The organism is Bradyrhizobium sp. LHD-71 (assembly GCF_031157255.1).
Lineage (GTDB): Bacteria > Pseudomonadota > Alphaproteobacteria > Rhizobiales > Xanthobacteraceae > P52-10.
On the sequence record NZ_JAVIFX010000002.1, the window covers coordinates 184,910 to 197,199 of the forward strand.

At 62.9% G+C, this 12,290-nt stretch carries 15 protein-coding genes; 2 read left to right on the forward strand and 13 right to left on the reverse strand.

From position 1 onward, the window contains the following. Positions 1 to 211: 211 nt before the first annotated feature. From RCO31_RS02250 to phnG, 9 genes are all read right to left on the reverse strand, one after another. A complete protein-coding gene (locus tag RCO31_RS02250; protein ID WP_308966561.1) occupies positions 212 to 511 on the reverse strand; it encodes an HU family DNA-binding protein in 300 nt (99 codons plus the stop codon). Between the two features lie 177 nt (positions 512 to 688). Then, positions 689 to 1,273, reverse strand: coding sequence for a phosphonate metabolism protein/1,5-bisphosphokinase (PRPP-forming) PhnN (gene phnN / locus RCO31_RS02255; RefSeq protein WP_308966562.1), 585 nt, complete (start codon positions 1,271 to 1,273; stop codon positions 689 to 691). Next, positions 1,270 to 2,427, reverse strand: a complete 1,158-nt coding sequence (locus RCO31_RS02260; protein ID WP_308966563.1) for an alpha-D-ribose 1-methylphosphonate 5-triphosphate diphosphatase — start codon at positions 2,425 to 2,427, stop codon at positions 1,270 to 1,272. The genes phnN and RCO31_RS02260 overlap by 4 nt, the downstream gene beginning before the upstream one ends. A 22-nt stretch (positions 2,428 to 2,449) precedes the next feature. Beyond that, on the reverse strand, positions 2,450 to 3,160 hold the full coding sequence (gene phnL, locus RCO31_RS02265) for a phosphonate C-P lyase system protein PhnL (protein ID WP_308966564.1): 711 nt from the start codon (positions 3,158 to 3,160) through the stop codon (positions 2,450 to 2,452). A gap of 12 nt (positions 3,161 to 3,172) precedes the next feature. Continuing rightward, complete coding sequence (gene phnK, locus RCO31_RS02270; protein WP_308966565.1) at positions 3,173 to 3,955, reverse strand: phosphonate C-P lyase system protein PhnK; 783 nt, start codon at positions 3,953 to 3,955, stop codon at positions 3,173 to 3,175. Then, positions 3,952 to 4,818: an alpha-D-ribose 1-methylphosphonate 5-phosphate C-P-lyase PhnJ gene (locus RCO31_RS02275; RefSeq protein ID WP_308966566.1), complete on the reverse strand. Its 867-nt coding sequence runs from the start codon at positions 4,816 to 4,818 to the stop codon at positions 3,952 to 3,954. Before RCO31_RS02275 ends, phnK begins: the two co-directional genes overlap by 4 nt. Then, positions 4,815 to 5,936 carry a carbon-phosphorus lyase complex subunit PhnI gene (locus RCO31_RS02280; protein ID WP_308966567.1) on the reverse strand — a complete coding sequence of 374 codons (1,122 nt, stop codon included), beginning with the start codon at positions 5,934 to 5,936 and terminating at the stop codon, positions 4,815 to 4,817. The genes RCO31_RS02275 and RCO31_RS02280 overlap by 4 nt, the downstream gene beginning before the upstream one ends. Positions 5,937 to 5,938: 2 nt before the next feature. Further along, entirely contained in the window at positions 5,939 to 6,538 is a 600-nt protein-coding gene (gene phnH, locus RCO31_RS02285; protein WP_308966568.1) for a phosphonate C-P lyase system protein PhnH, read from the reverse strand. A gap of 2 nt (positions 6,539 to 6,540) precedes the next feature. After that, positions 6,541 to 7,005, reverse strand: a complete 465-nt coding sequence (gene phnG, locus RCO31_RS02290) for a phosphonate C-P lyase system protein PhnG (RefSeq protein ID WP_308966570.1) — start codon at positions 7,003 to 7,005, stop codon at positions 6,541 to 6,543. 121 nt (positions 7,006 to 7,126) lie between these two features. On the opposite strand from phnG, the gene phnF reads away from it, so the two are divergent. Beyond that, positions 7,127 to 7,861 carry a phosphonate metabolism transcriptional regulator PhnF gene (gene phnF, locus RCO31_RS02295; protein ID WP_308966572.1) on the forward strand — a complete coding sequence of 245 codons (735 nt, stop codon included), beginning with the start codon at positions 7,127 to 7,129 and terminating at the stop codon, positions 7,859 to 7,861. Here the strand turns inward: phnF and phnE (RCO31_RS02300) are convergent. From phnE (RCO31_RS02300) to phnC, 4 genes are all read right to left on the reverse strand, one after another. Further along, positions 7,855 to 8,718: a phosphonate ABC transporter, permease protein PhnE gene (gene phnE / locus RCO31_RS02300; protein WP_308966573.1), complete on the reverse strand. Its 864-nt coding sequence runs from the start codon at positions 8,716 to 8,718 to the stop codon at positions 7,855 to 7,857. The genes phnF and phnE (RCO31_RS02300) overlap by 7 nt on opposite strands. Continuing rightward, complete coding sequence (gene phnE, locus RCO31_RS02305; RefSeq protein WP_308966574.1) at positions 8,715 to 9,599, reverse strand: phosphonate ABC transporter, permease protein PhnE; 885 nt, start codon at positions 9,597 to 9,599, stop codon at positions 8,715 to 8,717. The genes phnE (RCO31_RS02300) and phnE (RCO31_RS02305) overlap by 4 nt, the downstream gene beginning before the upstream one ends. Before the next feature lie 57 nt (positions 9,600 to 9,656). Continuing rightward, on the reverse strand, positions 9,657 to 10,565 hold the full coding sequence (gene phnD / locus RCO31_RS02310) for a phosphonate ABC transporter substrate-binding protein (protein WP_308966575.1): 909 nt from the start codon (positions 10,563 to 10,565) through the stop codon (positions 9,657 to 9,659). A 61-nt stretch (positions 10,566 to 10,626) separates the two neighbouring features. Further along, positions 10,627 to 11,439 (reverse strand): phosphonate ABC transporter ATP-binding protein, encoded by an 813-nt coding sequence (phnC, locus tag RCO31_RS02315; RefSeq protein ID WP_308966576.1) that lies wholly within the window; start codon positions 11,437 to 11,439, stop codon positions 10,627 to 10,629. 191 nt (positions 11,440 to 11,630) lie between these two features. Between phnC and RCO31_RS02320 the strand changes: the two genes are divergently transcribed. Continuing rightward, positions 11,631 to 12,266, forward strand: coding sequence for a chloramphenicol acetyltransferase (locus RCO31_RS02320; protein ID WP_308966577.1), 636 nt, complete (start codon positions 11,631 to 11,633; stop codon positions 12,264 to 12,266). The last annotated feature ends 24 nt before the right edge of the window (positions 12,267 to 12,290 follow it).

The following is a 12,290-nucleotide window of genomic DNA, read 5'->3' on the forward strand; positions in this document are numbered from 1 at the left end:
GCTCTTTTGAAGCTTGCACAAATGAAGTTCGGTCTCAATGCGACCTGAGAAGTCAATTCGCCGTTTGCTCGGCAATGGGCTCAACACCGGATTATCGGCCGAAGCCAGGAGGAACGTCTGAAAGAAGCCAGGAGGAACGTCTGAAACAAGACGCTAAAATAAAGAAGGCCCCGACGAGGGGGCCTTCTTCTCTTCGTTACGCGCCGTCGTTTCAGACTGCGTCCTTTGCGGCCTTGACAGGGCGCGCCCGGACGATCTTTCGAGCGGGCTTCGCCTTGAACATCATCTCCTCGCCGGTGAAGGGGTTGGTGCCCTTGCGCGCCTTGGTGGCGGGCTTCTTGATGACCACAAACTTCGCGAAACCCGGCAGGAGGAAGACACCGTTCTTCTTCAGTTCTTTATGGCCGACGTCTGTCAGCGTTTCCATCACGCCTTTCACGTCACGCTTGGAGAGTTCGGTGGTGGTCGCAATCTTTTCGATCAATTGCGACTTTGACATCTGGGCAGCCATGTATGCTCCTTAATGATTCTGGAGCGGCCACCATATTGCGGAAAATGCTTTAGCAGCAGGGTTTCCGTGACTTTTCACAACAAACTCGCCTCTTGACGGCGCGCTTGCGTACCCTCGCGAATCAGACCCGATTCGCCGATTTTTCCCGGGAATCCGAGCTTATAGGATCGAAGTCCTTCATCGTTCCGCGATGAAATCCGCCAGCCGCCGGGCGCCGTCCTCGACGGCGCCGACGTTGGAAATCACCAAATCCGGCTTGATTTCGGCCGCAATCGATGCCCGCTGCAGGCGGCCGCCGAGGTCGCCATCACTGGCGCGCCGACGCGCCGCAAGCCGTTCGGCGAGCACGTCGGCCGGCGCAGTGATCAACACCACGGCCAGCCGCAAGTATCGCTGCCGTGCTTCGCCGATGATCGTGCGCGACGTGTTGACGACGACCGTACGGTTCGCGGCGATATCCTGCTCGATTGCGCGGCCAATGCCGTAGCCCTGATCATGCGCACGCCACCATAGCGCGTAGTGACCCGCCGTCACCGCACCATCAAAGTCCGCGCGGCTGATCGCCTCGTTGTTCTCGAATGCAGAGGCGGCGCGTGTGATAATGCGACGTGGGAACACGATCCGGTCGGACCCGCCAAGCATGCCTTGCGCGACTCCAAGCAGCGTATCCTTGCCGGCTCCGCTCGGGCCGACCACCAACACCAGCGCGCCCGGGCCGATCCTCTCGTCGCGCGGGTGCGCTATCGTCGCGTGGTCGTTCACGCCACCCGGTGACCTGCCCGCCAGACGCTGCGCACGACCGGCACGCCGGCCGCAACGTGCACGCGGATCAGATCGGCGCGCTTGCCCTTGGCGATCTCCCCGCGGTCGCTCAGGCCAACCGCCTTAGCCGGCGCCTTGGTCACGGTCCGGACCGCTTCCGGCAGGGTGATCGAAGGGATGCGCTCGGGAAGCTGCAACGCCGCCATCAGCAGGCTCGATGGAATGTAGTCGGACGACAGTATGTCGAGATACCCTTGCTGCGCGAGATCAACTGCTGCGATGTTGCCTGAATGCGAGCCGCCGCGCACAACGTTCGGCGCGCCCATCAGAATGCTGATGCCGGCCTCGTGCAATCCGCGCGCTGCCTCGAGCGTGGTCGGGAATTCCGCGACCGCCACCTTGCCGCGAACGGCATCGGCGACGTTCTCGTCGGTCGTATCGTCATGGCTCGCAAGTGGAACGCCGTGGCGCTTCGCCAGCGCCACGAGTTCGCGCATATTGTTCTCGGCATATTTCTTCTGGTACTCGAACCGTCGTGCGAACAGCTCGTCGAGCTGCGCGTCGTTCATGCCGCCCTTCTTGCCACGATAATACACGCGCAGCTTTTCCTCGTCGCGGAACTGACGCTGGCCGGGCGTATGGTCCATCAGCGACATCAACCGCACGTCCGGCCGCGAAGCAAGCTGCGCCGCATCCTCCACCACCGTCGGCATTGGCACCTCGCAGCGCAGATGCAGGAAATGATCGGCGCGCAGCAGGTCCGCCTTGCGCGCGGTGTCAATGGCCCCCGCGAGCACTTGTGCCTGGCCGTCGACCTCCTCGGCGCCGTCTTCCCGCCAGACACGCAGCGAGTCCAGCACGGTGGTAATCCCGCTGGTCGCAAGCTGGCCGTCATAGGAGACAACTGCGGCAACCGGGTCCCAGTACACTTTTGGCCGCGGCACGTAGTGCGCTTCGATATGGTCCGTATGCAGCTCGATCAGGCCCGGCATGACCAGATCGCCCTTCATGTCCTCGCCGCGCTCGGGCGCATTGCCCTCGCCGATCTCGACGATCCCGCGGTGGGCGACGACGAGCCAACCGCGTTCGATCACGCGGTCGTCAAGCACGATCCTTGCATTGGTGAGAATCATGTCGGCACGACTCGATTTCATCTGTTCTCTCACGCAGCTTTTCTCATGCAACGGCGGCAAATTTTGTGACATCCACGACCCGATCGGCAATCTGCTCGCGCACGTCATCGTCATGGACGATGGCCACCATCGCGACAGACTTCCGTTTCTTCTCCTCGATCAAGGCCACGACCACTGCTCGATTGGCGGCATCGAGCGACGCCGTCGGCTCGTCCAGCAAGAGCAGCGGCAGGTCGGGCAGAAAGCCACGGGCGATGTTGACGCGCTGCTGCTCGCCACCGGAGAAGGTCGACGGCGGTAGCATCCAAAGCCGCTCCGGAATATTGAGACGCCGCAGCAGGGCGCCGGCGCGCTCACGAGCCTCGTCGCGAGATACTCCAGCGACGATCAACGGTTCGGCCACCACGTCCAGCGCCGCCACACGGGGAACCGCGCGCAGGAATTGACTGACGTAGCCAATCGTATTCTTCCGCAGATCAAGAATCTGGCGCGGCTCCGCGGCGGCGATGTCGACCACATTGCCCTGGTGGCGTACCGCGACCCGGCCGGAGTCGCAGCGATAGTTTCCGAAGATGATCTTCAGGATCGATGACTTGCCGGCTCCGGATGGGCCGGAGAGCACCACGCACTCGCCCGGATGAGCGTCGAACGTGACGCCCGCGACCACAGGCAGGCGGATGCCGCCCTGCAGGTGCATCGTGAAGGTTTTGGCGGCGTCTTTGAGTTGAAGCATTGCAGTGTTGGCGCGTTCCATCTGATCAGCCCCTCACGCCGGCAGGATCGAAGAGACAAGCAACTGGGTATAGGGCTCGCGTGGATCGTCGAGCACCTGGTCGGTCAGACCGGTTTCGATCACCCGCCCCTCTTTCATCACCATGATCCGATGCGAAAGCAGCCGCGCCACCGCGAGGTCGTGCGTGACGATGACGACGGCGAGCCCGAGCTCGGCGACAAGGTTTCGCAGGAGATCGAGCAGCCGCGCCTGTACCGAGACGTCGAGGCCGCCGGTCGGCTCGTCCATGAAAATCAGCCGCGGTTCGGTGACGAGGTTGCGGGCGATCTGCAACCGCTGCCGCATGCCGCCCGAATAGGTGTGCGGCGAGTCGTCGATGCGACCGACCTCGATCTCGACGCGTTCCAGCCAGGATTGCGCGGACTTGCGGATACGGCCGTAGTGCTCCCAGCCGACCGCCATCAGCCGCTCGCCGACGTTGGCGCCGGCCGAGACCTTCATGCGGAGCCCCATCGCCGGATCCTGGTGCACATAACCCCAGTCGGTGCGATACAGAAAGCGTCGCTCCGCCTCGCCCAACGTGGCGAGATCCCGCGTCACGCCATCGCGCATGCGATAGCAGACGCGACCCGCGGTCGGCGCCATCTGCGTGGACAGCAGTTGCAGCAACGTGGACTTGCCCGAACCCGACTCGCCGACGATCGCCAGCACCTCGCCCTCATAGAGATTGAACGAGACGTCGCGGCAGCCAAGCTGCCGTCCATAGCTCTTGCCAAGACCTTCGGTCATGAGCAGCGGCTGATCCATCATGCTCATGCCAGCGCCTCCGGTTGCACACCGCGGTGGCCGTCGGCGCGGCGTGTCTCGCAATGGTCGGTATCGGAGCAGACGAACATGCGTCCGCCCCTGTCGTCGATCACGACCTCGTCCAGATAGGAATCGGTGGCGCCGCACAATGCGCACGGCGCCTCGTGCCGATAGCGCTCAAACGGATGATCCTCGAAGTCTAGCGACACGACGGTCGTATGGGGCGGAACCGCATAAATGCGCTTTTCGCGGCCCGCACCGAACAATTGCAACGCCGGACAATCGTCCATCTTGGGATTGTCGAACTTCGGCGTCGGCGAAGGGTCCATCACATAGCGCGCATTGACTTTCACCGGGTAGGCATAGCTCGTCGCGATGTGGCCGTGATGGGCGATATCTTCGTAGAGTTTGACATGCATCAGACCGTACTCGGCAAGCGCATGCATGCGGCGCGTTTCGGTCTCACGCGGCTCGAGGAAGCGCAGGGGTTCCGGGATCGGCACCTGATAGACCAGAACCTGGTGCTCCTGAAGCGGCGCCTCCGGAATCCGGTGACGCGTCTGGATGACAGTCGCCTCCGATGTCGTCGTGGTCGTGGCCACGCCCGCAGTCTTCTCGAAGAATTTGCGGATCGAGATCGCGTTGGTGGTATCGTCGGAGCCCTGATCGATCACCTTCAGCGTGTCGTCCGGACCGAGGATCGCCGCCGTGACCTGCACGCCACCCGTGCCCCAGCCATAGGGCATCGGCATCTCGCGACTTGCGAACGGCACCTGATAACCGGGAATCGCGATCGCCTTCAGTATCGCGCGGCGGATCATCCGCTTGGTCTGCTCATCCAGATAGGCAAAGTTGTATGCGGGCGCGTTCATTCCGCGGCCTCCTGCAGTTGCGGGTCGCGTTCACCCTGCGCCTCGGCAAACTCGCGCCGCAGCTTGCGGATCAGGCCGAGCTCCGACTGGAAGTCGACATAGTGCGGCAGCTTCAAATGCTCGACGAATCCGGTCGCCTGCACGTTGTCAGAATGTGACAGCACGAACTCCTCATCCTGCGCCGGCGCCTTGACGTCGTCGCCAAACTCGCGTGCGCGCAACGCACGATCGACGAGCGCCATCGACATGGACTTGCGCTCGGACTGACCAAACGCCAGGCCGTAACCGCGGGTGAAGCACGGCGGCTCGCTCGCCGATCCCTTGAACTGATTGACCATCTGACACTCGGTGACGGTGATGCGGCCGAGCGGCACGGCGAAGCCGACCTCCTCGGCCAGGAATTCCACCTCAACCTCGCCAAGCCGGATTTCGCCTACGAACGGGTGCGTCCGCCCGTAGCCGCGCTGGGTCGAGTAGCCCAGCGCCAGCAGGAAACCCTCGTCGCCGCGCGCCAGGTTCTGCAGCCGAAGATCGCGATCCGCGGGGAAATTCAGCGGTTCGCGCGTGAGATCCCCAACCGGTGCACCTTCGTCTGCGACCGGCGACGGTTCGATCAATCCGTCGTGTCCGAGGATGTCGGTGACGCGCGGCATCGGCGCCGCATCAGTTGCCGCGTCGCTATCGGCCGCGGCCGGCGCCTCGGGCGCGGACGTGCCGGCGAGCGACGGATCGAGCAAGCGGTGCGTGTAATCGAACGTCGGACCAAGGATCTGTCCGCCGGGAATATCCTTGAAGGTCGCAGAGATCCTGCGGCGGACCTGCATCGCGCCGGTCTCGACGGGCTCGGATGTCCCAAACCGCGGCAAGGTCGCACGGAACGCGCGTGCGAGAAAAATCGCCTCGATCAGGTCACCGCGCGCTTGCTTGATCGCCAGAGCCGCAAGCTCGCGATCGTAGAGCGACCCCTCGGTCATCACACGATCGACCGCCAGACTCAGTTGCTCGGAAATCTGCTTGAGCGACAGCTCCGGCACCGACGCATCGCCTCGTCGCTCGTGCGCGAGCAGCCGATGCGCGTTTTCGATGGCGCGCTCGCCACCCTTGACTGCAACATACATCGTCAGGCCCTCGTAACGATTGTGGTGCGCGGCAGTGCCGCGACGTGATTGTCGGCGACAAGCAGCAAGTCCACGCCGCGCGGAAACAATGCGCGGTTGGCGGCGTGCTGCATCACGAAATCCTCAGGCAATCCTCCGACGCGAAGGCTTGCCGTGCCGCGAATGCCAGGACCGCTCAGGACCAGTTCAGGTCCGCCGGTCAACGTCGCGGCCTGCAGGATCAACGTGGTCGAACGATCCGGATAGTCCGGCGTGCCAAGCGCAAAGCTCTCGAAAGGCGGTGCCGCGCTTGCGTCTGCGACCAGCGCGAACGTACACTGGGCCTGATCGGCGACAATGGGACAGCCGGTGTTGAAGCGCAGCCAGGCCGCGACTGCCTCCGACGACGCAAGCGGCGCGTCCATCCAAACCGGCGTGTCATGATCGAACAGGGTCAGCGCGATCGCAGCCGCGGCTTGTGACAGCGGCGCTGGTGCACCGGCGATCTCGGGAATGACCTCGATCGAGCCGGGCCGTGCGGTTGCATCCATCACCCGACGAAAAGTCGACTGCGCGGCGATCACCGCAGCTCCAATGCTTGATGCCTCTTGCACCGATTGCATGACTATCCCTCGCCTCTGACCAGGGTGAAAAAGTTGACCCGCGTCGCCGCAGTCTCGGCGTCCTGCTGCTGGCGGCGCGCTGCCATCGCCCGCTCCAGCGGCTGCACGACCGCGTCGAGAACGTGCGCGCAGTCAGCGGACTGAATCATCGCGTCGCAGACTGCTATCAGCTTGGCCTTGTGGGGATCGCGGCCGAGCACGTAGGCGAAGCCGACCTCGCCACCGGCGAGCTTGACGGCGGCGCGCGTAACAGTCGCTTCGCCGAGATTGAACGGCGAACCGTCACCGCCGATCCGACCGCGCACCATCACCAGACCATTCTCCGGTGCGCGCAGCTCCTGATACGGAGGAACCGTCAGCACGGACATGTGCTCGGCGATATCGTCCAGACAGGAATCGGCCAGCACAGCCATCGCTCTGCGGCGCAACGTGGTGATCTCATCGTTCGTCGCGCCAGCTGCAGTCATCGCTCAATTCGTCCTTGCCAAGTTGTCTATGATCGTAGACAACTTGACCGGCAAAGGCAAATGACCATTTGATGACAAATCACACCTTCCCGCTGCGTCCGCGGGCTCGAAAAGCGCGTCGATGAACAACAAGCCTGATATCGAAGCCTCTGGCGTTGCCCTGTGGCGGCGCGTCGCCGACGCGATCGAGCACGGCATTGCCGACGGGCGCTATGCGGCGGGCGCGCGGTTGCCGAGCGAAACCGAGATCGCCGAGACCTTTCGCGTCAACCGCCACACGGTGCGGCGCGCGCTGGCGGCGCTTGCCGAACGCGGCCTCGTTCGCGCCGAGCGCGGCAGCGGCACCTATGTCGAGGCGCCGCGTATCGCCTACCCGCTTCGCTCGCGCACGCGCTTTTCAGAGAACATCGGCGCCGGCGGCCGCGAGGCGCGCGCGCAACTGATCAGCCATGCCCTGGAGGATGCAGACCGCACGCTTGCAAAGCGCCTCGGTCTCAAGACCGGCGCGCCGCTGGTGCGGCTCGAGACCCTGCGCTTTGCCGACCGTACGCCGATCAGCACGGCGACGACGTGGCTGCCCGCTGAGCGCTTCCCCGATGCCGGGCGCGTCTACGAGCGACAGTGCTCAATGACGCGAACGCTCGCCCATTATGGCATCAAGGACTACCGGCGCGCCGAGACCCGCCTGACCGCCGCGATCGTCGAGCCAGCGGATGCTGCGCGGCTTGACCTCGCGCTCGGACGACCGATCCTGCTGACGGAAAGCACCGACACCGATTTGAGCGGCAGGCCGCTCCTGACCAGCCGGACACGCTTCGCCGCGGAACGCATCCAGTTCGTGGTCGAGAATCAGTGAGACGCGGCGGCCTTGCCGATGATCGCGAACCGCAATCGCGATGACAGCCAGTCGATCAGCGCGACCGTCACGAGGATCAGGAGGATGATGAAGGCAACCTTCTGCCATTCCAGCACGCGGATCTGCTCGGAGAGCTGCGCGCCGATTCCGCCGGCACCGACAATGCCGATGATGGTCGCCGAGCGCGTGTTCGACTCGAAGTAATAGAGGACCTGGCTCGCGAGTACCGGAACGACCTGCGGCAACAGGCCGAAGCGAACGCCGTGCACATGATCGCCGCCGGTCGACAGCACGCCCTCGACCGGGCGCTTGTCGGCTGTTTCGATTGCCTCCGAGAAAAGCTTGCCGAAGCTTCCGAAGTCGCTGCACATCAGTGCCAGAATTCCAGCAAACGGACCGAGCCCGACGACGCTGACCCAGATCAGCGCCCAGATGAGCGTGTCGACGCCGCGAACGGTGTCGAGCCAGCGTCGGGCCAGGAAATGCACGATGCGATTCGCCACCACGTTGCGGGCGGCGAGCAAGGCCATCGGGAAAGCGAGCAACGCGCCACCGAAGGTGCCGAGAAGCGAGATCGACAGCGTCTCACCCATCGCCTTGAGGTAGATCAGCGTCTTTTCCCACGATCCCGGATCGGGCGGCAGCATGGTCCAGATGAAATCGCCGAGCTGAGCCGTACCAGGAATCAGCCGCGAGAATGGAATCTCGAGCTGGACAAGGCCTGCGACAAACAGCGCCGCCATTGCCAGGACCGCGCCGATAGCCAGGCCGCGGCTCTGCCAGTCGGTCCGGAACTGTCCCGGAAAGCGCGCTTCAATGCCGGCCCGGCTCGCGAACAGGTTGGGACCTTCGCTCACGACCGCGCCTCCATGCCGATCAGCCGGTGCCGCACGCGTTCGGTAAACCAGTCGATAATCATCACGGTGATGATTACCAGAACGAGAATGGCGCTGACGTCGGTGTAGTAAAACTTGCGAACGGCCTCGATCAGGTCCTGCCCTATGCCGCCGGCACCGACGAACCCCATCACTGCTGCCCCGCGCACGTTGATCTCGAAACGAAGCAGTCCATAACTGACGAAATTGGAAAGCACCTGCGGCAGCACCGCAAACCGGATGCGCTCGAACCAGTTGCCGCCGGACGCCGCGACCCCCTCCACCGGTTTCGGATCGATATTCTCAACCACCTCGGCGAACAGCTTGCCGAGCGCGCCGGTCGTGTGAATGGTAAGGGCCAGCACGCCCGGAAGCGGCCCGAGCCCATAAGCCAGCACGAAGATCAGTGCAAAGACGATCTCGGGAACGGTCCGGCAGAATTCAAGCGTGCGGCGGGCCGTGAATACGATTGCTCGCGATTTAACCAGATTGGCCGATGCGAGGAAACACAGGCAGAAGCCGAAGATCGCACCGGTAAGCGTCCCCACATAGGCGATCAAGATTGTATCGCCGAGCAATCGCAGCCAGCGCTTCAAACCCCAGAACCATTCGGCGATGTCCGCCCAGAACGTTTCGAGTGAAATTTTCGGAATGGTGTTCGCGAAATACGCGAAGAAGCGCCAGAAATTATGGGTGAACTTATCGAGTGCGACCTCTCCCATCCATGCGGACAAGCCGATCGCCACCGCGAAGAGGACGGTGCCGAGCACAAAACGCCGTCGCTTGGCGGCAACGGCGTCCGCGTAGGCGCGCATCAGCGGTTGAAGCTGCGCCTGGGGGAGATGGGGGACCGCGACCGACATCTGCGTTCGTGACAAGGGGCGGACAGCACGCGAGCCGGCCGCCCCGCACGATGAGCGTCAGGACTTCTGCTTGCGAATCGAGTCGACGAACTTGATCAGGTCGACGACCGGCTCGTACTCCTTGTGCGTGACCGGCTCGAACGGCTTCTGCTTGCCTTCATAGATCTTGTCGAAGGCAGCCTTGTCCTTGGTCGCCAACTCGAGAACGGCCTTTTTGATGGCCGCCTTCAGGTCCGTCGGCAGGTCGGTCAGGTAAGCCATCGGCGAATTCACGATCTGCTCCGACTTGAAGATGATCCGGTAGTCGGCAGCCTTGGCCATGCCCTTGCGATCCATCCGGAGAAGGTTGGATTCATTCTCGTCGTTCCACCAGTTGAAGGCGGCGTCGCAGGTGCCCTGTCCCAGTGCGATCACTGCGTTCTCATGGCTGCCCGAATAGACCACCTTGGAGAAGAACTTCTCCGGGTCAATGCCGAGCTTGTCCATCGCGAAGCGGGGCACATTGTTGCCGGAGGTCGAGTTCGGATCGACCAGACACAGGTTCTTGCCCTTCAGGTCCTCGATCTTCTGGAACGACGCATCCTTCTTCACATAGAGCACCGAATAGTAGCCCTTCGTGCCGTCGGCGGCGACTTCGATCGCGAACGGTTCGACCTTGGCACCGATGACGTAGGCGCGGGCATAGGATGCCGGTCCGTACATCGCGATATGGATATTGCCGGCCCGCTGCCCCTCGATCACTGCGGCATAATCGTTGGCGATGCGCAGCGTCACCTTGGTGCCGAGCTCGCGCGAGAGGTAGTTCATCAGCGGTGTCCAGCGATCGCTGGTGCCGGATGCGTTTTCATCCGGCACCTTGGCGAACACGAGTTCAGGGTACTTGGCCTTCCAGTCCTGTGCGTGAGCCGCGGTGACATTGAAGGCCAGGGCCGCAAAGCCCGCGATCACAATACGACGATTGAGCATGACGCCTCTCATCAGGTTCGAGTTGTAGCTTCTTTTCAATTCAATGCGAGACGGCGCCGGCTTACGCCGCCGCATCGCTGAGCGCGGGAACGGTTGCACCCGCAGGGATTCCCTCCGGCGCACCGTCCATCACTTCATTGGCCTCGAGATCGTAGAGCTCGCGCGCAACCCGGTCGGTCAGCGCCTCGGGTTTGCCGTCGAACACGATCCGCCCGGCCGACATGCCGAGCAGGCGGTCGGCATACGTGCGCGCGAGGTCGAGCGAATGCAGGTTGCAGACCACGGTGATGCCGAAATGCTTGTTGATGCGCAGCAGCGCATCCATCACGATCCGGGTGTTGCGCGGATCGAGCGAGGCGATCGGCTCGTCGGCGAGAATAATGTCCGGCTCCTGTACGAGCGCTCGGGCAATGGCGACGCGCTGCTGCTGACCGCCGGAGAGTTGGTCGGCGCGCTGCGAGGCCGCCTGCGCCATGTCGAACTGCTCCAGCGCCGACATGGCGATGGCCTTGTCGTCGTCAGGCCAGAGCTGAATGAGCGATCGCCAGGTTGGGACAGTTGCGAGCCGTCCCATCAGGACGTTGGTAAGCACGTCGAGCCGGCCGACCAGATTGAACTGCTGGAAGATCATCGCCGAACGCGAGCGCCACTGTCGCAGCGGCGCGCCCTTCAGCGCCGTCACATCGACGCCCTCAAACATGATCCGCCCCTGGCTCGGCTCAGCGAGGCGATTGATCATGCGTAGCAATGTCGACTTGCCCGCGCCGGAGCGGCCGATCACTCCAATGAAGCTGCCTCGTTCAATAGAGAACGAGGCCTTGTCCACGGCAGTTTTGCTGCCGAACCGGCAGGTCAATCCATCAACAACCAGCATTCCGTAACCCCGCGTGTCCCGCGCTGGGTGCAACGGCTAACGCCGGAGTTCTACAGTTATGTGACATACGGCGTGCGCCGCACACCAAGCTTGTCGACACAGCTACTTTGCTGTCGTCATCTGCATGTCATTCGACTGTCATTATTGCTGTCGAAGAAAACCCTCTCCTCCAAGCCGACCTCCGGAACATCATGACAGTCAAGACCCTCTCTCTCACGCCATTGGTCCATGCTTCGGCTTCGCTGCACGACAGCCGTTTGGGCGCCTACACGGAAGTAGGGGCGCGCACGATCCTCACGGAAGTCACGATGGACGACTACTCCTATGTCGTGAACGACAGTCAGATCACTTACACCTCGATTGGAAAATTCTGCTCGATTGCGGCGATGACCCGCATCAATCCCGGCAACCATCCGATGCATCGGGCGACGCAGGCGCATTTCACCTACCGCTCCAGTTCCTATTTTCAGGGCGAAGCCGACGACGCCGAGTTCTTCGACTGGCGACGTGCGCATCACGTGCATATCGGCCATGACGTATGGATCGGACATGGAGCGATCATCCTGCCGGGCCGCAACATCGGCACCGGCGCTGTGATCGCCGCCGGCGCAATCGTGACCAAGGATGTGCCCGCCTACACCATCGTTGCCGGAAATCCGGCCCGAATCGTGCGTCGCCGCTTCGATGAACGCACGTCCGAGCGGCTCGCGGCGCTTGCCTGGTGGAACTGGAGCCACGAAACCTTGCGCAAGGCGCTTCCGGACTTTCGCAAGCTTGGCGTGGACGCGTTTCTCGACAAATATGACCGCATCACCGTTTCCGCCTGATTCTCATTCCAAGCAGCCTTGAAA